This is a genomic window from Nocardia sp. NPDC004260 (assembly GCF_053603155.1).
Window position 1 is genome coordinate 34,940 of sequence record NZ_JBSGEZ010000038.1, and the last position, 26,302, is coordinate 61,241.

Below are 26,302 nucleotides of genomic sequence, written 5' to 3' on the forward strand. Positions count from 1 at the left end.
GGCTCCTAGTAGGCGAACGAAAGTTGTTCGACGGCGGGCTCTTCGAGGCGGCGTTCGCCCGAAGTCGTATCCGTGTCGTGCGGCTCGGCGGCGGGCGCCGCCGGATCCGGTCCGTGGATCACGTACCGGCGCATCAGGAAGAACCACACGAACGCGAGCGCACCGTACAGCAGCGTGAAGGTGACCAGCGAGAACAGCACGACGCCTGGCGCGTGATCGGAGACGCCCTGCTGAACGGTGAGGCGCAGATTCGGGTCGCCGGTGGGGTTGGGCGCGACCACCCAGGGCTGCCGCCCCATCTCGGTGAACACCCACCCGGCGCTGTTGGCCAGAAACGGGGTAGGAATGGCCAGCAGGCTCAGCCAGGCGAACCAGCGCTGGTCCGGCACTCGTCCGCGGCGGGTCAGCCAGAGCCCGGCCAGCGCGAGCAGCACCGAACCCGCCGACAGCCCGATCATGGCCCGGAACGACCAGTAGGTGACGAACAGATTGGGCCGGTAGTCACCGACACCGAACTTCTCGTTGTAGGTCTTCTGCAGGTCGACGACGCCGTCCAGCGTCACACCGGTGAACTCACCCTTCGCCAGCCAGGGCAGCACATAGGGCACTTCGAGCACGTGCGTCACGCTGTCGCAGTTGTTGTGCGTGCCGACGGTCAGCACGGAGAAATCGGGGTCGAGGGCGGTGTGGCACAGCGATTCCGCCGAGGCCATCTTCATCGGCTGCTGCTCGAACATCAGCTTGCCCTGCACGTCGCCGGTGTAGACCAGAGCGGCCATCGCCGCGATCACCACGACGATGCCCGCACGCGCGGCGGGCCGCCACATCTCGCGCGCGTCAGCCGATTTCGCCTCGTCGCCACTGCGCGCGTTGCGCACCATCCACCAGCCGGCGATGCCGACGACGAAGGTGCCCGCCGTGAGGAAGGAGCCGGCCACCACGTGCGGGAAAGCCGCCAGCAAGGTGTTGTTGGTGAGCACCTTCACGATGCTCTCCAACTCCGCGCGACCGGTTTCCGGGTTGTAGCGGGCGCCGACCGGATGCTGCATGAACGAGTTGGCCGCGACGATGAAGTACGCCGAGGCGTTCACGCCGATCGCGACCATCCAAATCGCGCCGAGGTGCAGCAGTTTCGGCAGCCGCGTCCAGCCGAAGATCCACAGTCCGAGGAAGGTCGACTCCATGAAGAAGGCGATCAGCCCTTCCAGCGCGAGCGGGGCGCCGAACACGTCACCGACGAAGCGGGAGTACTCGCTCCAGTTCATGCCGAACTGGAACTCCTGCACGATGCCGGTCGCGACGCCGAGCGCGAAGTTGATCAGGAACAGCTTGCCGAAGAACTTGGTGAGCCGCAGCCAGTGCTGCTTGCCGGTGACGACCCATGCCGTCTGCATGGCAGCGACCAGCGGCGCGAGACCGATGGTCAGCGGCACCAGCAGGAAGTGGTAAACGGTGGTGATGCCGAACTGCCATCGGGAGATGTCCAAGGCGTTCAAGCCGGCCTCCTGCGTCTCTACGACATGTCGTAGTAAAGCCTACGCCGGAGCAGACCTCGAAAAATGAGTCCTGAGCCACGCCACAGGGCTGATATTGCCTGTTCGGCCTGTTTTCCGTGCTCATCACCGCCCCGTGCCCGCCCGAGTAGGACGGAGATCACGGAGCGGCGCCCATCACTCACCAGTCGCCGATTGCTCCCGCCCGCTCGATGCCGCGATCGACCAGCCCGATGATCTCTTCGGCGTTGTCCGGCGCGGACATCCGCAGCCCGTCCAGCGAATTCACCCGCGCCGCAAGCGAAATGCTCGACAGCATCCAGATGCTGTCGCAGGTGAGCAGGTCGGCTGTGAACAGCGAGTCGTAGCGGCATTGCCAGCCCGCCTTCTCGGCTTCGGCGAACAGCGTGCGCTGGGTGACGCCGGGCAGCACGCCGTTCTTCGCGGGCGGCGTGATCAGCTGCTTGTCGCGGGCGATCACCACGGTGGATCGCGGCCCCTCCAGCACCCGGTTCTCCGTGCTGGTGAAGATCACGTCCTCCGCGCCCATCCGCGCGGCGAACCGCAGGGCGGCCATATTGGTGGCATAGGACAGCGTCTTGGCACCGAGCAGTTGCCATGGCGCCGCTTGCGCGAGGTCGATCGAGATGCCCCGCGACAGGCTCACCACGGCGACGCCCTCGGTGCGGGCCTTCTCGACGCGCTCGGGCACCGGCACCACGAGCACGAAAGCGGTCGGCACGGGCACGGCGGCGGCGAGGTCACCGGTCTTGACCTTGTCGGGCGTGGCGGCCAGCTCGGAGTCGCGCCCGCGGGTGAGCACCAGCCGCATCACGCCTTCACGCTCGCTGCCCCACTCCTTGGCGGCGGTCTCCACCGCCTCGCGCCATTTGCCCAGCTCCGGCTCGGGCAGATCGAGCGCCTGGGCGGAGCGGCGCAATCTGCCTAGATGAAATTCGATCGCACACGCGACGCCCGCGCGCACGAGCACCGTTTCGAAGACACCATCGCCACGCAATACGCCAATATCGTCCGCAAACAACAACGGCGCATCCGCATCCCGGACCGCGCCATCGAGAGTTACCAGAACTCGATCCACCATGCGACGAGCGTAGGCGGTGTGAGCGGACAATGCCTATGTCACGGCCGCTTTTGCCAGACCTTTTGTGCAGCCGCCCCACGAGCCCCGCTGTAATGCTCGGACAATGCCGATCGGCTATGCCGTTCTGCGGCGCCCTGGCCCGGTTCGCGCACCGCCGGGCGGGCCCGCCTAGAGTGGGAGAGGTGTCCGTGGTCGTTGCGCCCAGCCCCATCCTCAGTGTGTCGGGAGCCGTCGCGGGAGCGGCGGGTTCGCCCGACGCCGCCGTCGCGTGGCACTACGGCGATCCGTTCGGCGAGCAGCGCGCCGCGGTGCAGCGCGCCGCGATCGTCGACCGGTCGCACCGATTCGTGCTGCGCATCACCGGGGCGGAGCGGCTCTCCTGGTTGCACACCATCTCCAGTCAGCATGTCGCCGCCCTCGGCGACGGGCAGTCCGCCGAGAACCTCGACCTGGATCTGAACGGCCGGGTCCAGCATCACTTCGTGCTCACCGAACTGGACGGCGCCGTCTGGATCGATACCGAAGCCGAGCGCGGACCCGACCTGCTGGCGTTCCTGCAGAAGATGGTCTTCTGGGCCGATGCCAAACCCGAAGCCGCCGACCACGCGGTACTCAGCCTGCTCGGCCCCGGAGTGGCAGGCCTGGCCGAAACACTCGGCATCACCGCCCTTCCCGGCGTGTACGAGGCGACGCCGCTGCCCAGCGGCGGATTCCTGCGCAGGATGCCGTGGCCGACGGCCGACTCCTTCGACTTGGTCGTCCCGCGCGATCAGCTGACCGGCCTGTGGGACCGGCTCACCGCGGCGGGCGCCGTTCCCGCCGGAATGTGGGCGTTCGAGGCATTGCGCGTCGCGGCCGTCCGTCCGCGGATCGGACTGGACACCGACGAGCGGACCATCCCGCACGAGGCACGCTGGATCGGCGGCGTCGCTGAACACGGAGCCGTCCACCTGGACAAGGGCTGCTACCGCGGCCAGGAGACGGTGGCCAGGGTGCACAACCTCGGCAAGCCGCCGCGGCACCTGTTGCTGCTGCACCTGGACGGCTCTGCGGACGAGCGCCCGGTCATCGGCGACGACGTCACCGCCGGCGGCCGCGCGGTCGGCAGGCTCGGCACGGTCGTCGACCACTTCGAACTCGGCCCGATCGCCCTCGCGCTGGTCAAGCGCGCGGTTCCGGCCGACACCGCGCTGGTCGCCGGCCCGGTCGCGGCGTCCATCGATCCCGATTCGGTGCCCGCCGACGACGAACCGCAAGCGGGCCGGCTCGCGGTCGACCGGCTGCGTGGGCGCTGACCTGTTGACCGGCCACCGGCAGGCGGGACGTGTTCCTCAGCCGACATCCGCACTCTTGCTCAGCGCCGAGCTCCCCATTGGTGACGAGAGGAGCGCCGTTCATGCGCGTCGGTGATTCCGGAGAGGTGCTCGCGGCGTGCGTCGTACACGCCGATATCGAGGTACCGGGAAGGGTCGGTCGCAGCGCCATCGACAAGCGCCCGGCGGCGGGACGAGTCGCGGTACGCGCCCTCGGCTTGGACGGCGATCACGTCTGCAACACCAAGGATCACGGTGGCGTGGACCAGGCCGTCTACGCCTACGCCGACGAGGACGCCCGCCGCTGGGGCACGGAGCTCGGCCGGGAACTGCCCGCGGGCTGGTTCGGCGAAAACCTGCGCGTGCGTGGCCTTCCGGTCAGCGACTCGGTGATCGGCGCGCGCTGGGCGGTCGGTGACACCGTGCTGGAGGTGACCGCTCCGCGCGTGCCGTGCGCCACGTTCCAGCACTGGAGCGGCGAGCAGCAGTGGGTCAAACGGTTCGCACTGCGCAGCGATACCGGCGCCTATCTGCGGGTGCTCACCGAGGGCACGATCGCGGCGGGCGACCGGATCTCGGTGGTGCACGTCCCCGGGCACGGCATCACGGTCCGCGATCTGTTCACCGGCACCGATCCGGATCTGCTGGCGATCCTGCTCGCCGACGAGCCGACCATCTCCGCCGCCGTGCGCATGCAAGTGGAACGGCACGCGCGCAGGCATGGCAACGCCGTGCGCGCCACCGCGCACCGGCACGCGACGACGAGCACCGACGACATCGGCACGGGAGCGAAATCGTGAGTGTGGAACTGGTCGAAGTGGTCCGCTCGGGCTTCCGGGAATGCGTGCACCGCGGCTCGGTGGTGGTGCTCGACGCCGCGGGCGAGCCCACCCTCGAACTCGGCGAAGTGCACCTGCCGATCTTCCCGCGCTCGACGAACAAGCCGATGCAGGCGATCACCCTGCTGCGCAACGGTTTCCAGCCGGTCGATGACGCCGAACTGGCGATCGCCACCGCCTCGCACTACGGCGAACCCGACCATGTCGCGCTGGTGCGCAGGCTGCTGGACCGGTTCGGCCTGCCCGAATCCGCCCTGGCCTGCCCGGCCGATCTGCCGTACGACGAGGGCGCCCGCACCGCGCTGCTGTCCGGCGGAGGACAACCCCTCCCCATCTACATGAACTGCTCGGGCAAGCACGCGGCGATGCTCGCGACCTGCGCGATCAACGGCTGGCCGACCGAGGGCTACCAGGACCGGGCGCATCCGCTGCAGCGCGCGGTGATCGCGACCGTGGCCGACCTGACCGGCGAGCCGGAAGCCGATCTGGGCATCGACGGCTGCGGATTGCCGATCATCCCGGTCTCACTCGTCAACCTCGCGCGGGTGTTCTCGACCATCGCGACGGCCGAGCCGGGGAGCCCGGAACGCCGGGTCGCCAACGCGGTGCGCGCGCATCCGCGAGTGATTTCCGGCACGAACGCGCCCGATCTGCTGACCATGCTGGCCACTCCCGGGCTGGTGTGCAAGATCGGCGCGGATGGTGTGCACGCGGGCGCGCTGCCGGACGGATCGGCTTTCGCGTACAAGATCGAAGACGGTCACGATCGCGCGCGAATGCCGCTGACGCTGGCGATTCTGCACCGAATGGGAATCGAGTGGACCGATGCGCACGCGGAGCTGGCGGCCCCCGCGGTTCTGGGCGGGGGTATCCGAGTCGGTGTGATTCGTGCTATACCCGGGGTCGTCTAGATATTCCACGGCAGGGCGACAAGCGGGCAAACGGCACCGGTTCCGGAGTTCTTCACCCACTCCTGGAAGCGAGACCGCCGGACACACGCTAAAGTGTCTGTCAGGAAGAGTATTAATTCGAACGGGGCCGCCACCAAACCCCAGGCCGCCCCGCTGTGACGCGAGGGGGTCAGCCATGGGCCGTGGCCGGGCTAAGGCAAAGCAGACCAAGGTCGCACGCGAGCTGAAGTACAGCTCGCCCACGACCGACTTCGCGAGCCTTCAGCGCGAGCTTTCGGGAAGCCCCAACTCCCAGCGGAGTGGTGGTGTGCTGTCCGATGAGCACGACGCGGACGACTCCTTGTCCCGCTGGGACGAGGACGACTACGACGACTGGCGCCGCTGACTCGGATTTACGTCTGAAGGGGGAGGCCGACGGGCCTCCCCCTTCGATCGTTGTCGCGGGTTGACGTCTCTGGCGCCGAAAAGGCTTGCAACACACCGGAGTCCCGCATCGTACGTAGATGCGGGACTCTCACGTGTCTTCACCGCGAATCAGAACCGCGGATGCTCACCGACCAGGACGGCGCGCGCGGCGTCGGCGTCCTTGGCCTTCTTGACCGTGCCCAGCGTCCAGCACTCGATGTGCCGTGCGGTCAGCACCGCCAGCGCCCGGTCCACATCCTCGGGAGCGACGACGGCGACCATGCCGACGCCCATGTTGAACGTCTTCTCCATTTCGGGCCGCTCGACTCGGCCGCGCTGGGCGATCATCTTGAACACCGGCGCCGGGTTCCAGGTGCCTCGGTCCAGCTCGGCCACAATGCCCGCGGGTAGCACCCGGGCCAGATTGGCCGCCAGTCCACCACCGGTGACGTGGGCGAAGGTGCGCACATCGGTTTCGGCGATCAGCGCGAGGCAGTCCTTGGCGTAGATCCTGGTCGGCTCGAGCAGTTCCTCGCCCAGGGTGCGGCCGAATTCCTCGACGTGGCCGGTGAGCGACATGCGATCGATCTCGAGCAGCACCTTGCGGGCCAGGCTGTAGCCGTTGGAGTGCAGTCCGGAGGACCCCATGGCGATCACCACGTCGCCGGGACGGACCCGGTCGGGTCCGAGCACCGCGTCGGCTTCGACCACGCCGATGCCGGTGGCGGACAGGTCGTAGTCGTCCGGATCCATCAGCCCGGGATGCTCGGCGGTCTCGCCGCCGAGCAGCGCGCACCCGGCGCGCACACAGCCCTCGGCGATGCCGGACACGAGTTCGGCGACCTTCTCCGGGACGACCTTGCCGATGGCGATGTAGTCCTGGAGGAACAGCGGCTCCGCGCCGCAGACCACGAGATCGTCCACCACCATGGCCACCAGGTCGAGGCCGACGGTGTCGTGTTTGTCCATCGCCTGGGCCACCGCGATCTTGGTGCCGACGCCGTCGGTGGAGGCCGCCAGCAACGGTTCCCGGTAGCCGCCCTTCAGCGCGAACAGCCCGGCGAAGCCGCCGAGGCCGCCTTGGACCTCGGGCCGGGTCGCCTTCTTCGCCAATGGCCCGAACAACTCGACTGCGCGGTCACCTGCCTCGATGTCCACGCCTGCCGCGGCGTACGAAGCACCACCACTGGGGGTCTGTTCAGTCATTTTCGGGGAAAGCTCCAAACCGAATCGGCGGATAGATGCCTGCTCACGCTACCGGAGCCGGGTAACGACCCCGCACCGGTGTTGGCTCGCCCTCTTGACAATAGGGCAGAGCCAACCGTAAAGCGGACGATCAGTCCGTCTCGTCGCCATCGAACTCCGCGGCCCGCACCCGGCGGTGGCGTTGCCGCACCGGATCCGGTACCGGCACTGCGGCGACCAAGCGGCGGGTGTACTCCTCCCGTGGGGCGCGCAGGATGCGATTCCGATCGCCCGCTTCCACCACCGCACCGTCGCGCAGCACCACGATCCGGTCGGCGAGCTGGTCGACCACGGCCAGGTCGTGGCTGATGAACAGGCAGGCCCAGCCGCACTCGCGCTGTAGCTGACCGAACAACTCCAGCACCGCGGCCTGCACCGAGACGTCCAGCGCGCTGGTCGGCTCGTCGGCGACCAGCAGGTCAGGGTCGAGCACCAGCGCGCGGGCGAGGCTGGCGCGCTGACGCTGCCCGCCGGACAACTCGTGCGGGTACCGGCGTTCGACGCCGGCGGGCAACCGCACGTCGTCGAGTAGCAAGCGAACCCTGGCGCGAATCTCCGCCGAGCTGCCCGCCTTGTGCACGAGCAGCGGTTCGGACACGCACTCGCCCACGGTGAGCCGGGGATTCAGCGAACTGGCCGGGTCCTGGAAGACGAATCCGAAGCGCCGCCGAATCGGTCGCAGCTCGCGCTGTGACAATCCCACGATGTCCTGCCCGCGCACTCGCACCGTCCCGGAGGTGGGCCGTTGCAGTGCCGCGACGCAGCGGCCGATGGTCGACTTGCCCGAGCCGGACTCACCGACCAGGCCGAGCGTCTCGCCGGGACCGATGCGCAGACTCACGCCGTCGACAGCGCGGAAACGCGGCCGGCCGAACGGGCCGGGAAATTCGACCACCAGATCACGGACCTCGAGTACCGGTTCGCCCTCGGTCGCGGCACTGTCGGGCGGGCCGTGCTCGATCTGCTCGGTACCCAGGTGCGGGACCGCGGCAAGCAGGGCGCGGGTGTAGTCCGCCGTGGGACGGGCGAACAGTTCATCCACCGGCGCCTGCTCGACCACGGCTCCGTCGCGCATCACCACCACGCGGTCGGCGATGTCGGCGACCACGCCCATGTTGTGGGTGATCAGCACGATCGCGCTGCCGATCCGGTCGCGCAGGTCCCGCAGCAGGGCGAGGATCTCGGCCTGCACCGTGACGTCCAGCGCCGTGGTCGGCTCGTCGGCGATGATCACCTTCGGCTCGCAGGCGATGGCGATGGCGATCACCACGCGTTGTTTCTGCCCGCCGGAGAGCTGATGCGGGTAGTAGTCCACCCGGTGCTCCGGATCGGGCAACCCGACCAGGCGCAGGAGTTCCACCGCCCGCGCCTTGGCCGCCTTCTTGGTCAGGTCGGCGTGGGCGCGCAGCGCCTCGCCGATCTGGAAGCCGACGGTGAACAGTGGGTCCAGGGCCAGGCCTGGTTCCTGGAACACCATCGAGATCGCGCCGCCGCGCAATGCGGTGAGCTGCTTCTCGTTCATCGTGGTGACCTGCTCGGTCCCCAGGGTGACCAGGCCGCGCACCGTGGCCGTCTCCGGCAGCAAGCCCATCGCGGTGCGTGAGCTCACGGACTTGCCCGAACCCGACTCCCCGACGATGGCCAGCACTTCGCCGGGGTAGACCTCGTAGGAGACATCGGTGACCGCGTGCACCGGCCCCGCGTCGGTGGCGAAGGTGACCGACAACGATTCGATGGACATGGCGGGGCGGCCCCGCTCCGTCGCGGAGGACTCAGGCATCGGTCGCGTTCTTGCCGCCGCCGTCCGGTCCGGCCACCGCCGCGGCGCGGCGGGTGCGCAGGACCGGGTTCAGCACTTCGTTGAGGCTTTCACCGACCAAGGTCATGCCGAGCACGACGAGCACGATGGCGACACCGGGGAAGATGCCCGTCCACCAGATGCCGTTGGACACGTCCGGCAGCGCTTTGTTCAGATCGAAACCCCATTCCGCGGCCTGGGTCGGTTCGATGCCGAAACCGAGGAAACCCAGGCCGGCCAGGGTGAGGATGGCTTCCGACCCGTTGAGCGTGATGATCACCGGCAGCGATTGAGTGACATTGGCCAGAATGTGCCGGAACAGGATTCGCGTGGTCGACGCGCCGGTTACCCGCGCCGCGTCGACGTACGGCTCCTGCTTCACGGCCACGGTCGCGTTGCGCACCACCCGGAAGTACTGCGGGACGAAGACCGCCGTGATAGCCACCGCCGCGGACAGCACACCGCCAAGGCTGGTCGAGCGACCGCCCGCGACCACGATGGACACCACGATCGCCAGCAACAGTGTCGGGAACGCGTACATCGCGTCCATGAACAGCACGAGCAACCGGTCCGGCCACCGGCCGACGTAGCCGGACAGCAATCCGAGCGGTATCCCGATCAGCAGCGAGAGCAGCAGGGAGATCGTGATCACCCACAGGGCTGTCCGCGCGCCATAGATCACCCGGGAGAACACGTCTTCCCCGCGCACCGAGGTGCCGAACCAATGCTCGGCCGAGGGTGCTTGCTGGCGAACGAAATCGACGCCGTCGGCGGCACTCTGGGCGAATCCGTACGGTGCGATCAGCGGAGCGAAGAGTGCGGCGACCACGAAGACACCGACCAGAGCCAGTCCGAGGACCAGCGTCGCACGCTGCAAACCGGAGGTCATCGAGAACAACCGGAGGCCGGGTACACCACGCCGCGCCGCGGGTGGCGTGACCAGGGTTTCGTTCAGCAGTTCCGGAGCCGTCATCAGAACCTCACCCTCGGATCGATCAGCGCCACCAGGACATCGACCAGGAAGCTCATCACCGCCACGATGAGCGCGATGAACGCGACGATGCCCTGCACGGCGATGAAGTCGCGCGCCGAGAGGTATTGCGCGAATTGATAGCCGAGGCCTTTCCACTCGAACGTGGTCTCGGTGAGCACCGAGGCGCCGAGCATCATGGCGATCTGCATGCCCATCACCGTGACGATCGGGATCAGCGCGTTGCGGAAGGCGTGCCGCCCGGTCACCACGCGGCGGGACAAGCCACGGGCCCGTGCCGCGTCCACGTAGTCGGCGCGGAGGGTCTGGATCAGGTTGATCCGCACCAGCCGCAAGAAGATGCCCGCGGTGAGCAAGCCGAGCGCGATGGCGGGCAGCACGGCGTGTTCCAGCACGTCGAGCAGGTATCCGGCGTCGCCGTAGAGGATCGCGTCGATCACCATGATGTTGGTCTTCGGCGAGACGTGTTGCAGCCGCAGTTCCACGTTGGTGCTCGCCCGGCCCGCCACCGGCAGCCAGCCGAGTCGCACCGCGAACACCAGCTTCAGCAGCAGGCCGACGAAGAACACGGGCGCGGCGTAGAACAAGATGGCCAGCAACCGCAGCGTGGTGTCGGCGGCCGAATCCCGCCGGGTGGCAGCGTACCTGCCCAGCGGGACGCCGATCGCCAACGCGACCACCAGCGCCCAGCACACCAGTTCCAGCGAGGCGGCGCCGTAGGTCGCCACCACCTCGCTGATCTCCCGATTGTCCTGGGAGCGACCGAGATCCCCGTGCAGAAGCCCGGACAGATAGTCCCAGTACTGGGTCAGGATCGGCCGGTTCAGCCCGGCCGCCTCCTTGCGCGCCTCGATCTGTTCCTGGGTCATGCGTCCGCCCATCGCGGCGCTGATCGGGTCGCCGACCACGCGCATCAGGAAGAACACGACCGTGACCAGGATCCACGCAGTCACCGGGATCAGCATCAGGCGGACGCCGAGGTAGCGCAGCAACGCGCCGTGGCGAGAATCGTCGCCACGGTTGCCGGTTCGCCGCAGGGCGAAGGGCCGGGCCCGGGCGGGTGGCGGCGCGATGTCCGCCGATGTGGTCGCCCCGGGCCCGGCCGTGTCGCCGGAACTCACTTGCTCAGCACCGTATAGCGGAACTTGAACGATGCGTCGAGCGTCTGTTCCACGCCCTGCACGCCGGTGGCCGAAACCGCGATCTGCTTGCCGGACAGCAGCGGAACGATCGGCAGGAAGTTCTGCGCGAGATCACGCTGCACCTGCTGGATCTGCGCGAGCCGCTTGTCCTTGTCGGGCTGGGTCGCCTGGGCGATCAGCTGGGCGGAGATGCCGGGGTCTTCGAAATGCGACTGCAGGAAGTTGTTCGGGCCGAAGAACGGGGAAAGGTAGTTGTCCGGGTCCGGGAAGTCCGGGAACCAGCCGAATTGGAAGAGCGGGTAGCCATCACGGGCGCGTTCTCGCTGGTAGGTCACCCATTCGGTGGATTGGAGATCGACCTTGAACAAACCCGTGGCCTCCAGTTGCGACTTGATCGCCGCGTACTCCTCGGAGCTGCTGGAGCCGTAGTGGTCGGGGTTGTACTGGAGATTCAGCTCGACCGGCGTCGTGACCCCCGCGTCGGCGAGGAACTTCGCCGCCTGGTCCTTGTTCGGCTGGGCGCCGTAGATGTCCTTGAACGGCTCGGCCGCGCCCGGCATGCCCTGCGGCACGGACGAATACGCGGGCAGGTAGGTCTTCTTGTAGACGCCGTCGGCGAGCGCGGCACGGTCGACGGTGGCCGCGACGGCCTTGCGCACGGCCAGTTTCTGCGCGGGCGTGCCACCCGGCATGGTGTTCAGATTGAAGACGATGTAGCGGAGTTCCCCGCCGGGGCCCTCGTGCACGGCGACCTTGCCGTCGTTGCGCAGCGACTCGATGTCGGTGGGCGTGAACGACCGATATCCGACGTCGAGCGAACCGTTCTGCAGGTCGAGCTTCATGTTGTCGGTGGTGGCGTAGTACTTGGTGGACACCGTCTCGGTCTTCGGCTTGCCGAGGATGCCGTTGTAGTCGGCGAACGCCTGGTACTCGACGAGTTTGTTCTTGTCGTAACTGGCGATGGCGTACGGGCCGGAGTAGCCCTTGGCCTTCACCACGTCCTCGTCCGGCATCACCCTGTCCGGCGCGTACACCTTCTCGTCGACGATCGGCCCGGCCTGAGTGGGCAGGATCGCGGGGAAGGTCTGATCGTCGGCCACCTTCAACGTGAACGCGACGGTGCGCGGGTCCACGACGTCGGTCTTCTCCAGGTTGCCGAGCAGCGAGGCGGGACCGTTCGGGTCGTTGATCCGCAGCATCCGGTCGAAGGAGAACTTCACGCTGGTCGCGGTCAGCGGGTTGCCGTTGGCGAACTTCAGGCCGTCTTTCAACGTGCAGGTATACACCGTGGGCGCGGTGAACTCGCACTTCTGGGCCGCGTCCGGCTTCGGCGTCGCGTCACCGGGTGCGAAGTTGAGCAGGTACTGATAGATCTGCGTCTCGGCGACCAGCGACCCGTTGTCGTAGGCGGCCGCGGGATCGAGCGAGAAGATCTTGTCGGTGGTGCCCGCCACCAAGCCGCCGCCGTCACCGCCCTCCCCGGTTCGCCCGGAACCGCATCCCGCCAGCACCGAACCCGCCAATGCCAGCAGGCCGACGGCCGCGATGGTTCGCGTCCCGATCCGTCGCCCCAACCTCGAATTCCTCATCACGGCCCCACTTCTCGAGCGCCGCACGCGTTGCCCTGGATCGCAGGCCCGGTGCGGACACGGGTGAACTTCCGATCTGATCGGCACCGTACCTACGAAGCATTTTCGGCACGTTACGTTTTCGAAGAAAATCCGCGGCGCTCTCAGCAGGCGTTATGCGCCGCGACTACAACCGCGGGGAAAAACCGGTCGTACGTCCAGAATTGCCGGACGGTGCGCGGCGTGATGTCTCGAGCACGCCACACCACGGCGTGCGACAGCAACCGACCGTACCCACAAACGCATCGGTGGAAACCGTTACGCGCCGAAGCGATCGGCCGTACGGCGATTACCGAGAGTCGGTGACCGCCCGGCGCACACGATCAGCGATTCACGGACGGCTCAGCGCGCTCGCATTCGCGTTCTCGCCCAGCAGCGCCGCTTCGGTCTGGCCGGTGAGCATGCCCTCGAGCACGTTCTTCCCGATCGCGGCCTCGGTGGGCAGCGGGATCGGATAGTTGCCGTCGAAGCACGCGGCGCACAGCCGCGAGCGCGGCTGTTCGGTGGCGGCGATCATGCCGTCGAGCGAGATGTAGCCGAGGGTATCGGCGCCGATCGACCGGCGCACGCCCTCGACCATGTCCGCGACGTCGCCCTCGGTGCCCGCTCCGTTGGCGATCAGTTCCGCCCGCGAGGCGAAGTCGATGCCGTAGAAGCAGGGCCACTTCACCGGCGGCGAGGCGATCCGCACGTGGATCTCCAACGCGCCCGCCTCGCGCAACATCCGGATCAGCGCGCGCTGGGTGTTGCCGCGCACGATCGAGTCGTCCACGACGATCAGGCGCTTGCCGCGGATGACCTCGCGCAGCGGATTGAGCTTGAGCCGGATGCCGAGCTGACGGATGGTCTGGCTGGGCTGGATGAACGTGCGGCCGACGTAGGCGTTCTTCATCAGGCCCTGGCCGTAGGGCACGCCCGACCCCTGCGCGTAACCGACGGCAGCCGGTGTGCCGGATTCGGGAACCGGGATCACCAGGTCGGCGTCGACCGGGTGCTCCTTCGCCAGGCGACGGCCGATCTCCACCCGGGTGGCGTGCACCGACCGGCCCGCGATGGTGCTGTCCGGCCGCGCCAGGTACACGTATTCGAAGACGCAGCCCTTGGGCTCGGGGTTGGCGAAGCGCATCGAGCGCACGCCGTCGGCATCGATCGCCAGCAATTCGCCGGGTTCGATCTCGCGGACGAAGGCGGCGCCGACGATGTCCAGCGCGGCGGTCTCACTGGCAACGACCCAGCCACGATCCAGCCTGCCCAGGCACAGCGGGCGCACGCCGTGCGGGTCGCGCGCGGCGTAGAGGGTGTGCTCGTCCATGAAGGTCAGGCAGAACGCGCCCTTCAGGGTGGGCAGCAGTTCCATCGCGGCCCGCTCGATGCTGGAGTCGGCGGCGGCGTGCGCGAGCAGCGCGGTGACCACGTCGGAGTCGGAGGTCGCCGCGGCGGGCTGCGGCCGCCCGCCCCGGACGGAGGCGAGCAGGCCGAGTTCCCTTGCCCGACCTGCCAATTCGGCGGTGTTGACCAGATTGCCGTTGTGCCCCAAGGCAAGTCCGGAGCCCACTGCGGTGGTGCGGAAGATGGGCTGAGCGTTCTCCCAGGTCACCCCGCCCGTGGTGGAGTAGCGACAGTGACCGACGGCGATGTGACCCGGCATGGCCGCCAGCGTCTGCTCGTCGAACACCTGGCTGACCAGACCGAGATCCTTGAACACGAGGATCTGCGAGCCGTCCGACACCGCGATGCCCGCCGCCTCCTGTCCGCGGTGCTGCAGAGCATAAAGCCCGTAATACGTGAGTTTCGCCACTTCTTCGCTCGGCGCCCAGACTCCGAAGACTCCGCACTCCTCGCGCGGCTCGTTCTCGTCGACGTCCGGGGTGGGACACGAGGTGGCGGAAATGCTCTGGACCGGCAGTTCGGCGTTGGTCACCGTTTGCTCCCTGTTCGGGCGGGCTGGGGGCAGATTTCATTCTACGGATGCCACGGCGGTGCCCGCGCACCGCCGCCGCATCCGAGCAGCAATTCCAGGTGAGCGAAGCGGGGTTGCCGCGGGGCCGTCGACTGTTACGGTGCGGACCGTGACGACTACGGACGACGCGAGCACGTCGGGACCGGCGCGCAGGCCATGGCCTCGGATGGTGCTGTTTCCCGTCGCGGTGCTGAGCCTGCTCACCGCCCTGCTGGGCATCATGTACCTCGACTATGTCGTCGACCCGGAGCAGAACCTGCACGACTTCCCGATCGCGCTGGTGAACCAGGATGTCGGCGACACCATCGGCAGCGGGAGCACCCAGCAGAAGGTCAATTTCGGCGACCAGATCACCCGGGCGCTGGCCGACAGGGTGCCCTCGGACAAAGTCGACCTGCGGGTGCTCAGCATCAACGAGTCCGAGCGGCAGATGCAGTCCGGGCAGGTCTACGGCGCGATCGTCATCCCGAGCGATTTCAGCAAGCAGCTCGGCAATCTGGGTGTGGGCAGTGTCATACCGGGTGACATCCCGCGCCCGATCATCACGGTCCAGACCAACCCGCGCACCGGAGCGTTCGGCACCCAGATCGTGCTGCGGGTCGGAAACGAGGCGCTGACCGAGGTGAACAAACAGGTCGGCAAGCAGCTGCTCGACCAAGTGAACGCGCAGCTCGCCCCACGTCCCGGCGGTCCGCCCTCGCCCGAGCTGACCGGCGCGACCAGGGTCGCGCTGGCGTCGCCGATCGAGGTGGTGCAGCAGCAGTACCACCCGCTGCCGCACGGCAGCGGCCAGGGCCTGACCGCGTTCTTCTACTCCCTGTTGCTGCTGCTGGCCGGTGTGGTCGGCGCGATGGTCATCCACACCATGATCGATGCGCAGCTCGGGTTCGTGCCCACCGAATACGGCCCCTGGTACGTGCACTACCCGCCCACGCCGATCTCGCGGTTCAGGACGCTGCTGATCAAGTGGGGTGTGTTCGTGCTGGCGGCGAACATCGTCGCGGCGGTGTTTCTCGTCGTGGGGAAACTGCTGGACATGCCGATCGGCAATCCGCTCGCCCTGTACCTCTACAGCGCGCTCGCCATGATCGCCGTCGGCATCACCGGGCTGTCCATGCTCGCGGCGATCGGCTCGGCGGGCCTGCTGGTGAACCTCATCCTGTTCGTCATCCTCGGCTTGCCGTCCTCCGGCGGCACCGTGCCGATCGAGGCGACACCGAGGTACTTCGGCTGGCTGGCTTCCTTCGAACCCATGCACCAGGTCTTCCTGGGAGTGCGGTCGATCCTGTACTTCGACGCGAATTTCGAGGCGGGGCTCACGCGCGGCGTGTGGATGGCGGTCCTCGGGCTCGCGATCGGACTGATCTTCGGCGCGTCGGTCACCCGCTTCTACGACCGCAAGGGGCTGGAGCGCCGCAACATCGTCCGGGCGTGAACCGGCCGCGGAAGGATCGCGAGGCGACTTCGGACTAGTCGAGGACCCCGATCCGGCCGCCGCTTCGAGGGCGGCCGCCGGGGACGCGTTCCGGCTCATCGAAGTCATATCCCACCCAGCGGTTCCGGTTGGTCCAGCCGACCAGGTCATAGCGCCAGCGGAACGGACGCACACGCGCGACCGTGTTGAACAGCACGGCGCCGAGCGCGGCGTAGTCGTCGTGCGCGGACAGCAACGCGCGCTGTGCGCGCGGCGAGGCTCGAAGGAAGGACTCGAACATCGCGATCGACTGGTCGGTGGTGAGCCGGCCCAGGCCCCACAGCCCGCGCATCCGCATCCAGTAGACCAGCCGAGCCCGCCAACCATAGTTCGGCGACCGGATCACGCTCGTCGCATACCGCGTCGACCGCGGTGTCCACCAGCGCCAGCGCATCGCCCACGCTGTAACTGGTGGTCGGGTGCATCATGCCGCCACACGAGCCGAACGGGATCACCCTGCCCATCCCGTTCTTCGGTGGCGGCTGATCCAGCGGATAGTGCGGAGCCTCACTCGGCTCCGCACCGGTGACACGGATGCCGTTGGCGGCGAGCCGAGTCCGCAAACGCTTGCGAAGTTCACGCTGGGGCATTCCGCCGCGCAGGCCGAGGCTGGTCTCTTCGAAGACCACCGTGCCGTCACCCACCGGCACCGCATACAGGAACGACGGCGGCTCGTCCGGGCCCGCGCCGTTGCCCGGCCGCCAATCCAGCAACAGTCCTCCACCATCGGACAGCATCGGCGCCGCGGTCTCGGCGGACACGAAGATGCCGTGCGCGCTGACCGCGCGGCGTTGTCTGACCGGTGGGAGCCCGCGGGCATCGAAAACCACCGCGGCGCGGACGATCCTGCCGTCGGCGAGTTCGACTTCGTGTGCGTCCACCCGAGTAGCCCGGCCTGCGATCACAGTGGCGTCGTCGAGCGGCAGCGCATCGCGCAGTCCCGGCTTGGACAGCACGCAGTACGGTCGTGCGATCCGGTGCTCGGTGCTCGTCCAAGCCGTCATGGTCTCCATACGGGCGGCGATTACGCTGGACGGCAGCCACTTGGGCAGTTCGTCTATCCAGCATGCATACGTCGGCGACCACAACCGCTCGGGCTTCGGATCGATCGCTGTGACGAACAATCCGGCACGCATAGCACGATGCGCCAATGCACGGCCGGTCGGGCCGAGTCCAACCACACAAACGTCTATTTCCAAGCCCACCAGCGCAGTATGTCCAAGATCGAACTGAACGCCGACTGGAAAATCTGCCCACACCTGGGCATATGCGACAGACGCGCGCTGGGGTGCACTGAACCATCGGTCCGGTTGCGCAGCGGTCGTCAGTCGACCCGGACGATCGGCAGCCAGTGCGCGATCTCGGCCGCGCGGGTGCCGGAGGCGCGCACCGCACCGGAGTCGAGGGCGTCGTCGAACTCGAGCTGTCCCGTGGCCAGCAGCAGCCAGGTGCGCGGGTCGGTCTCTACGACGTTCGGTGGCGTGCCCCTGGTGTGCCGCGGGCCCTCGACGCACTGCACCGCGACGAACGGCGGCACCCGGAGCTCGACCGAGTGCCCGGGTGCGGAGGCCGTCAGCGAGCGCGCCGTGGTCCGCACCGCGGCCGCGAGTTCGGCGCGGGCGGGCGCGCCGACCGACTCGTCGCGCAACCACTCGCTCACCACCGCCACCGCTGCCCGCGTCTGCGCGGGGTCGACCGTGCCTCGTCCTGCCACCTGCCCGACCCTACTTCCCGCTCCGCTCGCCTCGCGCACACGATCGACCCCAACCCTTCTTCGGCGCGGACGGTCGACACGACGGTGCAGGCGCGGCTTCAGGCACGGCCGCGGTCCGGTGCCGGGCGTCAGCCGCCCGGTCAACGGGGTCGCGGTATGCCCGAAGCCGCATTTGTGAATTCATCCACAGTTGTCCCGAGGTCCGACCGCGTCCCCGGCATCCCGCGCGCGGAACCCTGCAAGCGGCGGGCCAGGCGCGGAGCGATCGCTCCGCCCGCGTTCATGGCGAGGTGCAGCAGCGCGGGGGCGGCGGTGCCCCCGGTGCGGCGGCGCAGCAAACCGAACACGAGTCCGCCCGCCGTAGTCGCCGCCACAGTGGCGGGAACACTGTCGCCCACGGCCCGCGCGGGGGTGATGTGCCAGAGTCCGAAGGTCGTCGCGCCGACCAATGCACCGGCTCGCGGACCCAAAACGCGGTCCAGCATGGGATCCAGCGTGCCGCGGAAGACGAGTTCCTCGCTGTAGACAGTCCCGAGAGGAATGTGCACAGCCACCCACTCCTGCGTCGACACAGCGGGCCCCCGTTCAGCGAGTTCGGCCAGTTGCCATCGCAGCGACGGAACGGCAAGGGCCGCTGCGTAACCAGCCACGACGACCGAGGCGGCGAGCAGCCCGCAGCGCACGCCGCTCTTCGACCACCGGCCAGGTTCGGCGCGCAGCGCGACTGCGTAGGCGGTGGCGAAACCGGCATTGGCGGCCGTTCGTCCGCGGATGCCGAGACGGAGGCGGGGCAGGACCGCATTGCTCCAGACCAACGGAGCGGCAACGGCCGCAATGGTTCGCACGGCCCGTACCGGGCTCACTTGATCTTCCGCTCGAATTCCTCCGCGGCCTCGACTTCGACCCGGATCCGTTCGGAACGCTCGGCGGTCCAGTCCGGTGGCGCGGCGATGGCGGCCCAGCCGTCCAGCACCAGGCTGCCGTAGCGGTGTCCGTGCCCGTCGGTGACGCCCTGCGCGTTGGTCAGATCGGCGGCCACCTGCCAGAAGGTGACGAACGGCCACCAGCGCATCTGGGAGGAGACGTCCGAACCGCGCGGCTCCGACAGCCAATCCGGCCGCGAGAAGATCAGATCCGGCGACCACCAGACGATGGGATCGGACGCGTGCTGCAGGTACGCGATGCGCGGCGGCCGCCATTCCGACGACGGGCGCGCCAGGTCACCGCTGTCGGAGGCGAACCGGACCACCAGCCCGTCGGCGTACAGCGGCTCCACCTCACGGGAACCCGGGTCGCGGCGGGCGACGAACTGCTGCCACAGCCGGTTGGAATTGGGCGGGCCGACCCACAGCGCGCCGTCGACCTTCGCGCGCAGATCGGCCAGACCGTCGAACGCCGCCTCGGAGCCCTGCGAACCGAGGCTCTCCCCGTACACCAGCAATTTGGGTCGTGCCTGCGGTGGGCGCGCGGTCCAATGCTGGTACACCGCGTCGAACAGATCCCTGCCCGCAGCGGCGGCCTTGCTACGGTCGGCCAGGAAGGACAGCACGCTGGGCAGATACGAGTACTGGGTGGCGACGATCGCGGTGTCGCCGTCGTACATGTACTCGAGTGCGGACGCGGCCAGCGAGTTCACCCATCCGGTCCCAGTGGTGGTGACCACCACGAGCGCCTTCCGGTCGAACGCACCGGTTCGCTCGAGTTCGGACACCGCCAGCTCGGCCGGTTCCTGGTTCCCTTCGACCGACTCCAGACCGACGTAGGCCCGGACGGGCTCCTTGGCCGGGCGGCCGGTGACCGAGGTGATGCGGCTCGCGGTGGGTCCGTGCGAGACGAACCAGCGCCCCTCGAATCCGAGGGTCTCCCATTTGGCCAGCGAGGCGGGGCTGCCGGAGCGCTCCGGTTGCTGCGGCTGCACCGCGTTCACCGAGGTGTGGTCGTTGCGCACGCTGAACGCGGAGTTGGCCACCGCGAAGAACGCTTGCGTGGCGACACCGTTGAAGATCGTCACCGCCAGCACCACCAGCACCAGGAATCCGGCGGCCGGAGCGAGTTCGCGGGGCACCTTCACCCACCGGTTGAGCAGGCGGGCCAGGAACAGGATGAGCTCGCGCACGGTCCGGTAGACCGCGACCGCCGCGGCGCCGACCACCATGCTCAGCAGTCCGGTGCGCAGATAGGCGGGCGTGGTGGTGCCCTCCATGCCCATCAGCGCCGTGATCTCCCGCTGCCAGCGCGCCGACTGCACCAGCATCAGCGCGGCGCTCAGCGCGGCGGTGAGCAGCACGGCGGACTTGACGGCGTAACGCGCCCACGTCGGCGGCGGCGCGATCTTCAGCCGCGGCCGCACCCACAGCCGGAACAGCCACTCCAGCAAACAGCCGGCGCCGTATCCGATGGCGGCATTGATCCCGCTGATCAGCCCCTGGAACAGCCAGTCGCGCGGCAGCAGCGACGGCGTCACCGACAGCGCGAAGAACACCGTCGCCACCACCAAGCCGACGTAATTGAGGTCGATGGCGTCCTCGACGCGCCGGATCACCGCGACCGCGCGGGTGCGCAGTTTCCGCATGGTCCCGGCGGTCTCCAGCATTCGATCAGTATGGCGGTCGCCACCGACGGCCCGGCGCGTCGCCCACCGTGACGCGGGTGCGCACGACGCGGATCACACCCGGCGCGACCCCGTAGTCGGACGCCTTCGCGCGGATGGCAACTACCCATTCCGCTCGAGTAGTTGTACCCGGGTGTACGGGTCGCGCCATCCGGAAACTTTGGTCCATGAGCACAACGACCGCGGGGCAGAAAGCCAGCGCCGCTTACGTCGCACAGGCCGCGATCGCCTTCGGCATCAGTTTCGTCGGCATCGGCATCGGGATCTACGCGCTGCCGCTGGACGTCTGGCAGCGCGGATTCCTCGGTATGTCCGTGTTCTTCCTGGTAACCAGCACCTTCACGCTGGCGAAAGTGGTACGCGACCAGCACGAGGCGGCGACCATTCACGGTCGCATCGATCAGGCGCGGATGGAGAAGCTGCTCTCCGAGCACGATCCGTTCAATCCCGTCGCCTGAGTACGCGCACCTGGGCGGGCCCGGTAACGAGGGGTTCAGGCCCGCCCGGGTGGGCGTCTCGTCAGACGGTTCCTGCGCCGAACAGCTTCGGCAGCGTGCCTTCGTGCGCGGTCCGCAACTCGTCCATGGTGATCGAGAACTGGCCCTGCACCTCGACCGAATCCGAGCCCTGGTCGACCACGCCGATGCGCACCCACGGCAGTTCGCGCGCGGTGCACATGCGGGTGAACCTGGTCTCCTCCGAGCGGGGAACGGCGACCAGCACACGGCCCGCCGACTCGGAGAACAGCGTGACGAACGGATCCGCGTCCTCGGGAAGCAGGATGCGGCAACCGGTCTCACCGGCGAGCGCCGCTTCGACGACAGCTTGAGCGAGACCGCCCTCGGACAGGTCGTGCGCGGCGCTGATCATGCCGTCGCGCGAACCGGCGGTCAGCACCTCGGCGAGCAGCTGCTCGCGGGCGAAGTCGACCTTCGGCGGGACGCCGCCGAGATGGTCGTGCGCCACCTGCGACCAGATCGACCCGCCGAACTCGTCGCGGGTCTCGCCGAGCAGGATCAACGTCTCGCCCGGCTCCAGGCCGATCCCGGTCGGGATGCGGCGGTGCACGTCGTCGATCACGCCGAGCACGCCGACCACCGGGGTCGGCAGGATCGCCGTCTGGCCGGTCTGGTTGTAGAAGCTGACGTTGCCGCCGGTGACCGGGATGCCGAGCGCCACGCAACCGTCGGCCAGGCCGCGCACCGCCTGCTGGAACTGCCACATCACCCCGGGATCCTCGGGCGAACCGAAGTTCAGGCAGTTGGTGACCGCCTTCGGCGTGGCACCGGTGCTGGCCACGTTGCGGTAGGCCTCGGCCAGCGCGAGCTGCGCACCGGCATAGGGGTCCAGCTTGGTGTAGCGGCCGGACGCGTCGGTGGCCAGCGCGATGCCGCGGCCGGTCTCCTCATCGATCCGGATGACGCCCGCGTCGGCCTGATCGGCCAGCACGGTGTTGCCGCGTACGTAGCGGTCGTATTGCTCGGTGATCCACTTGCGGCTGCACAGCTGCGGGCTGGAGATCATCCGCAGCAGCGTCGCGCGCAGTTCGTCGGCGGTTTTCGGACGGGCGAGCCGGTCCGGGGTGTCGGCGATCAGCGCGTCCTGCTCGTCGGGGCGCGCGACCGGGCGCTCGTAGACCGGACCCTCGTGCGCGACGGTGCGCGGCGGCACGTCGACCACGGTCTCGCCGTGCCAGGTGACCACCAGCCGCTCACCGTCGGTGACCTCGCCGATCACCGTGGCCAGCACGTCCCACTTGCGGCACACGGCCATGAACGCGTCCACGTTCTCGGGAGTGACGACCGCGCACATGCGCTCCTGCGATTCGCTGGAGAGCACCTCGGCGGGCGTCATGCCGGTCGCGCGCAGCGGCACCTTGTCCAGCTCGATGTGCATGCCGCCGTCGCCGGCCGCCGCGAGTTCGGATGTGGCACAGGACAATCCGGCGCCGCCGAGGTCCTGGATGCCCACCACAAGCTTTGCCGCGTACAGCTCGAGACAGCACTCGATGAGCACCTTCTCGGTGAACGGGTCGCCCACCTGCACGGCCGGCAGCTTCTTGCGGCCGGAGCCGGATTCGTCGCCGGAGAAGGTATCCGAGGCCAGCACCGAGACGCCGCCGATGCCGTCCAGGCCGGTGCGCGCGCCGAACAGCACGATCTTGTTGCCGGCGCCGGAGGCGAAGGCCAGATGCAGGTCCTCGACCCGCATCACGCCGGCGCACAGCGCGTTCACCAGCGGGTTGCCCTGATAGGAGGCGTCGAACACGGTCTCGCCGCCGATGTTCGGCAGGCCGAGCGAGTTGCCGTAGCCGCCGACGCCGCGTACCACGCCGTCCACCACGCGACGGGTGTCGACCGCGTCCGCCGCGCCGAAGCGCAGCTGGTCCATCACCGCGATCGGGCGGGCGCCCATCGCCATGATGTCGCGCACGATGCCGCCCACGCCGGTGGCGGCGCCCTGGTACGGCTCCACGTAGGAGGGGTGATTGTGGCTCTCCACCTTGAAGGTGACCGCCCAGCCGTCACCCACGTCGACGACGCCCGCGTTCTCGCCGATGCCGGCAAGCATGGATTTGCGCATCTCGTCGGTGGTGGTCTGGCCGAAGTAGCGCAGGTGCACCTTGGAGGACTTGTAGGAGCAGTGTTCGCTCCACATCACCGAGTACATCGCCAGCTCGGCGTCGGTCGGCCTGCGACCGAGGATCTCCTTGATGCGGGCGTACTCGTCGTCTTTGAGGCCGAGTTCTTTGTAGGGTTGCGCCACGTCGGGGTTTGCTGCGGCTGCGCTGACGGTGTCGACCTGCGGAGTCACGGAGTACCAGGGTCCTTTCGGCCGGGCATGGGGGTCGGCAAGCCGGCGGAGCCGGCGGGGTGGGCGAGCTCAGCGAAGCGACGAGCGTTGTCACTGGGCGGCGGCGAGATGCCTACGGGTAAGTCTAGAGGCACTGGGTACCGACCATGCGAACCGGCTACTCTGGGCCCGTGAACGAAGGATCGGGGGTCGCGAATCCGGGTGAGAGATCGGTCACCTCGGATGCCGCGCCGACCGGCGGCGGCGGATCGGGGACCGCATCCGGGCACGCGTCGCCGAACCCGCAGGCCCCGCAAGTACGCTGGCTGATTGCTGCGATCGCGTTGTTCGCGGTGTCGGCGATCGTCTCGCTGCTCGCGCACTGGTGGCACGGCTACATCGACCTCCAGGTGTATCGCAACGGCGCCCGGGTCTGGCTGGACAACGGCGACCTGTACGGTCCGATGCCGCCGGTCGAGGGAATCGGACTGCCGTTCACCTATCCACCCTTGGCCGCGTTGTTCTTCGCGCCGCTGGCCCTGATTCCGCTGGTCGCCGCCGAGGTGCTGGTGGTCGTCACCAACGTAGTCAGCCTTGGCATCTCGCTGTGGCTGGTGCTGACTCGCCTGCGGCCGGAGCTGTCGCGACCGGTCCTGCTCACGCTGGTCATCGGCGCGGTCGCGGTGGCGCAGTTCTTCGAACCCATCCGCCAGACCTTCGGCTTCGGCCAGATCAACCTGGTGCTGATGGCCGCGATCACACTGGACTGCCTGGCGCGCAAGCCTTTCTGGCCGCGCGGCATGCTGATCGGCATCGCGGTGTCGGTGAAGCTGATCCCCGCCGGTTATCTGCTGTACTTCGTGCTGCGCAAGGACTGGAAGGCCGCGGGCACGCTGGTGGTCTCCGCGATCGCGGCGGTGGGTCTCGGATTCCTGCTCTTCCCCGGCGATTCCGTGGACTACTGGTTCCACACCCTCGCCGACACCGGCCGGATCGGACCTCCTTACTTCGCGGGCAACCAGTCCATCAAAGGCATGGCCTTCCGCCTCGGCATCGGCGACACGGCGGCCACGCTGGTGTGGATCACCTTGTCGGCGCTGGCTGTCGCGCTGGCCGCGGTGTGGATGCGCAGGCTGATCGAGGCGGGCGCCACCGTGGCGGCGCTGCTGGTGAACGCCGCGGCGGTGCTGCTGGTCTCGCCGGTGTCGTGGTCGCATCACTGGGTGTGGATCGCGCCCGCGCTTGTCGTCGCCGCCGACCTCATGGTCCGCGGCGCGCGCAGCCCTCGGGCGATCGGCGTGGTCACGGTCGCCGCCGTGCTGTTCCTGATCGGCCCGCACTGGCTGCTGCCGCACTCGCGCGACCGCGAGCTGGACTGGGCCTGGTGGCAGCAGATCATCGGAAGCAATTACGTGCTTGCCACTTTCGCCGTGTTCATCGTCGCGGTGTGCACCTATCGCCCGGTGGTCTCGGGCGTGAGGAAGGCGGCCAGCGCGGCGGCGTAGGCCGGAACGTCGAACGCGCCCATCAGCTCGCGCGCCGAATGCATCGCCAGCTGCGGCGCACCGACGTCGACGGTCGACATGCCGGTACGCGCCGCGGTCATCGGCCCGATGGTGGAGCCACAGGGCAGGTCGGCGCGATGGACGTAACGCTGCAACGGGACCGCGGCCTGCGCGCAGGCCAGCGCGAACGCGCCCGCGCCGGTGGAGTCCGTGGCATAGCGCAGATTCTGGTTGACCTTCAGCACCGGCCCGCCGTTCACCTCGATCCGGTGCGCGGGCTCGTGCCGCTCCGGATAGTTCGGGTGCGTCGCGTGCGCCATGTCGCCGGACGCGCACACCGAACCGGCCAGTGCGGCCAGATATTCGGCGCGGCCGCCGCCGCGCGCGAGCACGATCCGCTCCAGCACCGCGGGCAGCAGATCGGACTGCGCGCCGCGGTCGGACTGACTGCCGACCTCCTCGTGGTCGAACATGGCCAGCACCGGGACGGCCGCGCCCGGCTCCTCGATCGCGGCCAGGAACGCCTGCAAGCCCGCGAAGCAGGTGCCCTGGTTGTCCAGTCGCGGCGCGCTGACCAAGTCCTGGTCCCGCCCGATCAGCCTGCTCGGCGTCAGGTCGTGGGTCATCAGCTCCCAGCCGAGCACGTCGCCCGGATCGACCTCGGCCCAGTCGGCCACGAAATCGATGAAGGCGGCCGCCTCGTACCCCGCGCCCCACACCGCGTTGACGTGCCGCTGCGGGTCGAGCGTCACACCCCTGCGGTCCTCGGACAGATGGATGGCCAGCTGCGGCACCCGCAGGATCGGCTCATCGATGCGAACCAGGCGCTCGCGCACCGTGTTTCCGTCCCGCACGCTCAGCCGCCCGGAAACACCCAACTCCCGGTCGAGCCACGAATTCAGCCACGCACCGCCGTAGGGCTCCAGCCCGACCAGCTGCCAGCCCGCCGAGGTCAGGTCGGGATGCTGCTTGACGCGCAGGTTGGGACTGTCGGTGTGCGCTCCGACCACGCGGAACCCCGTCGCGCCCGCGGTGTCCCCCGCCGCCCAGGCGACCAGCGACCCACCGCGAATCACGTAATGCCTACCCGGGCTCTCCGCAGACCAGGTCTGCGACTCGGCGAGCCGGGTGAACCCGCGCGCGTCCAATTCCGCGGCGACCGTGCGGCAGACGTGGAACGGCGACGGGGACGCATCGATGAACGCGCACAGCCCGGCGGCCGTGGCTGCGGTGGTGGAGACGGGCATGCCTGCGATCCTAGGCAAGCGGGGCGCGACCGGCGTGTCCCGGTCGCTGGGCACGCGTGGCGAATACCGGTCGAAACGGTGCGGACTATGCCGTTATAGCCGCACCGGGATCAGCTCGAGGCGCCCGTCGA

22 protein-coding genes are annotated in these 26,302 nt (G+C 68.6%); 8 read left to right on the forward strand and 14 right to left on the reverse strand.

Translation table 11 applies throughout. The features are described from left to right. Positions 1-5: 5 nt before the first annotated feature. Positions 6-1,496: a cytochrome ubiquinol oxidase subunit I gene (locus tag ACWEO7_RS22150; RefSeq protein ID WP_452425747.1), complete on the reverse strand. Its 1,491-nt coding sequence runs from the start codon at positions 1,494-1,496 to the stop codon at positions 6-8. A gap of 178 nt (positions 1,497-1,674) precedes the next feature. After that, positions 1,675-2,538, reverse strand: coding sequence for an aminodeoxychorismate lyase (locus tag ACWEO7_RS22155; RefSeq protein WP_452425818.1), 864 nt, complete (start codon positions 2,536-2,538; stop codon positions 1,675-1,677). Between ACWEO7_RS22155 and ACWEO7_RS22160 the strand changes: the two genes are divergently transcribed. The 5 genes from ACWEO7_RS22160 to ACWEO7_RS22180 all read left to right on the forward strand — a co-directional run bounded on the left by ACWEO7_RS22160 (position 2,443) and on the right by ACWEO7_RS22180 (position 6,043). Continuing rightward, positions 2,443-2,688 carry a hypothetical protein gene (locus ACWEO7_RS22160; protein WP_452425825.1) on the forward strand — a complete coding sequence of 82 codons (246 nt, stop codon included), beginning with the start codon at positions 2,443-2,445 and terminating at the stop codon, positions 2,686-2,688. The two genes, ACWEO7_RS22155 and ACWEO7_RS22160, sit on opposite strands and share 96 nt — an antisense overlap. Before the next feature lie 89 nt (positions 2,689-2,777). Continuing rightward, positions 2,778-3,890 carry a CAF17-like 4Fe-4S cluster assembly/insertion protein YgfZ gene (gene ygfZ, locus ACWEO7_RS22165; protein ID WP_452425749.1) on the forward strand — a complete coding sequence of 371 codons (1,113 nt, stop codon included), beginning with the start codon at positions 2,778-2,780 and terminating at the stop codon, positions 3,888-3,890. Between the two features lie 101 nt (positions 3,891-3,991). Then, positions 3,992-4,708, forward strand: a complete 717-nt coding sequence (locus ACWEO7_RS22170) for an MOSC domain-containing protein (protein WP_452425750.1) — start codon at positions 3,992-3,994, stop codon at positions 4,706-4,708. Beyond that, positions 4,705-5,658, forward strand: coding sequence for an asparaginase (locus tag ACWEO7_RS22175; protein WP_452425752.1), 954 nt, complete (start codon positions 4,705-4,707; stop codon positions 5,656-5,658). Before ACWEO7_RS22170 ends, ACWEO7_RS22175 begins: the two co-directional genes overlap by 4 nt. Before the next feature lie 175 nt (positions 5,659-5,833). After that, entirely contained in the window at positions 5,834-6,043 is a 210-nt protein-coding gene (locus ACWEO7_RS22180; protein ID WP_040773703.1) for a DUF3073 domain-containing protein, read from the forward strand. A gap of 149 nt (positions 6,044-6,192) precedes the next feature. Here ACWEO7_RS22180 and purM read toward each other — a convergent pair whose 3' ends face one another. The 6 genes from purM to purF form a co-directional block, all read right to left on the reverse strand. Further along, a complete protein-coding gene (gene purM, locus ACWEO7_RS22185; protein ID WP_355076965.1) occupies positions 6,193-7,269 on the reverse strand; it encodes a phosphoribosylformylglycinamidine cyclo-ligase in 1,077 nt (358 codons plus the stop codon). A 130-nt stretch (positions 7,270-7,399) separates the two neighbouring features. Then, positions 7,400-9,088 (reverse strand): ABC transporter ATP-binding protein, encoded by a 1,689-nt coding sequence (locus ACWEO7_RS22190; protein WP_452425754.1) that lies wholly within the window; start codon positions 9,086-9,088, stop codon positions 7,400-7,402. Beyond that, a complete protein-coding gene (locus ACWEO7_RS22195) occupies positions 9,081-10,079 on the reverse strand; it encodes an ABC transporter permease (RefSeq protein WP_452425755.1) in 999 nt (332 codons plus the stop codon). Before ACWEO7_RS22195 ends, ACWEO7_RS22190 begins: the two co-directional genes overlap by 8 nt. Continuing rightward, positions 10,079-11,062 carry an ABC transporter permease gene (locus ACWEO7_RS22200; RefSeq protein WP_452425820.1) on the reverse strand — a complete coding sequence of 328 codons (984 nt, stop codon included), beginning with the start codon at positions 11,060-11,062 and terminating at the stop codon, positions 10,079-10,081. The genes ACWEO7_RS22195 and ACWEO7_RS22200 overlap by 1 nt, the downstream gene beginning before the upstream one ends. Before the next feature lie 152 nt (positions 11,063-11,214). Continuing rightward, positions 11,215-12,786, reverse strand: coding sequence for an ABC transporter substrate-binding protein (locus ACWEO7_RS22205; protein ID WP_452425821.1), 1,572 nt, complete (start codon positions 12,784-12,786; stop codon positions 11,215-11,217). A 412-nt stretch (positions 12,787-13,198) separates the two neighbouring features. Further along, positions 13,199-14,788 (reverse strand): amidophosphoribosyltransferase, encoded by a 1,590-nt coding sequence (gene purF / locus ACWEO7_RS22210; protein WP_452425757.1) that lies wholly within the window; start codon positions 14,786-14,788, stop codon positions 13,199-13,201. A gap of 205 nt (positions 14,789-14,993) precedes the next feature. On the opposite strand from purF, the gene ACWEO7_RS22215 reads away from it, so the two are divergent. Next, a complete protein-coding gene (locus tag ACWEO7_RS22215; protein ID WP_452425823.1) occupies positions 14,994-16,262 on the forward strand; it encodes a YhgE/Pip domain-containing protein in 1,269 nt (422 codons plus the stop codon). Between the two features lie 146 nt (positions 16,263-16,408). On the opposite strand, the gene ACWEO7_RS22220 is transcribed toward ACWEO7_RS22215, so the two are convergent. The 4 genes from ACWEO7_RS22220 to ACWEO7_RS22235 form a co-directional block, all read right to left on the reverse strand. Continuing rightward, entirely contained in the window at positions 16,409-17,437 is a 1,029-nt protein-coding gene (locus tag ACWEO7_RS22220) for a lycopene cyclase family protein (RefSeq protein ID WP_452425759.1), read from the reverse strand. A 188-nt stretch (positions 17,438-17,625) separates the two neighbouring features. After that, complete coding sequence (locus tag ACWEO7_RS22225; protein ID WP_452425761.1) at positions 17,626-18,015, reverse strand: sterol carrier family protein; 390 nt, start codon at positions 18,013-18,015, stop codon at positions 17,626-17,628. 140 nt (positions 18,016-18,155) lie between these two features. Next, entirely contained in the window at positions 18,156-18,860 is a 705-nt protein-coding gene (locus ACWEO7_RS22230) for a CPBP family intramembrane glutamic endopeptidase (protein ID WP_452425763.1), read from the reverse strand. 14 nt (positions 18,861-18,874) lie between these two features. Beyond that, positions 18,875-20,608 (reverse strand): alpha/beta hydrolase, encoded by a 1,734-nt coding sequence (locus ACWEO7_RS22235; RefSeq protein WP_452425765.1) that lies wholly within the window; start codon positions 20,606-20,608, stop codon positions 18,875-18,877. 185 nt (positions 20,609-20,793) lie between these two features. On the opposite strand from ACWEO7_RS22235, the gene ACWEO7_RS22240 reads away from it, so the two are divergent. Beyond that, on the forward strand, positions 20,794-21,084 hold the full coding sequence (locus tag ACWEO7_RS22240; protein WP_452425767.1) for a YiaA/YiaB family inner membrane protein: 291 nt from the start codon (positions 20,794-20,796) through the stop codon (positions 21,082-21,084). A gap of 61 nt (positions 21,085-21,145) precedes the next feature. Here ACWEO7_RS22240 and purL read toward each other — a convergent pair whose 3' ends face one another. Beyond that, positions 21,146-23,440, reverse strand: a complete 2,295-nt coding sequence (gene purL, locus ACWEO7_RS22245; protein ID WP_452425769.1) for a phosphoribosylformylglycinamidine synthase subunit PurL — start codon at positions 23,438-23,440, stop codon at positions 21,146-21,148. 170 nt (positions 23,441-23,610) lie between these two features. Here purL and ACWEO7_RS22250 point away from each other — a divergent pair, with 170 nt between their 5' ends. Continuing rightward, positions 23,611-24,924 carry a glycosyltransferase 87 family protein gene (locus tag ACWEO7_RS22250; RefSeq protein ID WP_452425771.1) on the forward strand — a complete coding sequence of 438 codons (1,314 nt, stop codon included), beginning with the start codon at positions 23,611-23,613 and terminating at the stop codon, positions 24,922-24,924. Here the strand turns inward: ACWEO7_RS22250 and ACWEO7_RS22255 are convergent. Further along, positions 24,873-26,171, reverse strand: a complete 1,299-nt coding sequence (locus ACWEO7_RS22255; RefSeq protein WP_452425772.1) for a M18 family aminopeptidase — start codon at positions 26,169-26,171, stop codon at positions 24,873-24,875. The genes ACWEO7_RS22250 and ACWEO7_RS22255 overlap by 52 nt on opposite strands. Between the last annotated feature and the right edge of the window lie 131 nt (positions 26,172-26,302).

Bases quoted from the DNA above. Each gene is read 5' to 3' on its own strand.
- ACWEO7_RS22180 (WP_040773703.1), top strand. From the start codon at position 5,834: ATGGGCCGTGGCCGGGCTAAGGCAAAGCAGACCAAGGTCGCACGCGAG.
- ACWEO7_RS22160 (WP_452425825.1), top strand. From the start codon at position 2,443: ATGAAATTCGATCGCACACGCGACGCCCGCGCGCACGAGCACCGTTTC.
- ACWEO7_RS22170 (WP_452425750.1), top strand. From the start codon at position 3,992: ATGCGCGTCGGTGATTCCGGAGAGGTGCTCGCGGCGTGCGTCGTACAC.
- ACWEO7_RS22240 (WP_452425767.1), top strand. From the start codon at position 20,794: ATGAGCACAACGACCGCGGGGCAGAAAGCCAGCGCCGCTTACGTCGCA.
- ACWEO7_RS22195 (WP_452425755.1), bottom strand. From the start codon at position 10,079: ATGACGGCTCCGGAACTGCTGAACGAAACCCTGGTCACGCCACCCGCG.
- ACWEO7_RS22215 (WP_452425823.1), top strand. From the start codon at position 14,994: ATGGTGCTGTTTCCCGTCGCGGTGCTGAGCCTGCTCACCGCCCTGCTG.
- ACWEO7_RS22190 (WP_452425754.1), bottom strand. From the start codon at position 9,088: ATGCCTGAGTCCTCCGCGACGGAGCGGGGCCGCCCCGCCATGTCCATC.
- ACWEO7_RS22255 (WP_452425772.1), bottom strand. From the start codon at position 26,171: ATGCCCGTCTCCACCACCGCAGCCACGGCCGCCGGGCTGTGCGCGTTC.
- ACWEO7_RS22220 (WP_452425759.1), bottom strand. From the start codon at position 17,437: ATGCGTGCCGGATTGTTCGTCACAGCGATCGATCCGAAGCCCGAGCGG.
- ACWEO7_RS22235 (WP_452425765.1), bottom strand. From the start codon at position 20,608: ATGCTGGAGACCGCCGGGACCATGCGGAAACTGCGCACCCGCGCGGTC.
- ACWEO7_RS22200 (WP_452425820.1), bottom strand. From the start codon at position 11,062: ATGCTGATCCCGGTGACTGCGTGGATCCTGGTCACGGTCGTGTTCTTC.
- purM (WP_355076965.1), bottom strand. From the start codon at position 7,269: ATGACTGAACAGACCCCCAGTGGTGGTGCTTCGTACGCCGCGGCAGGC.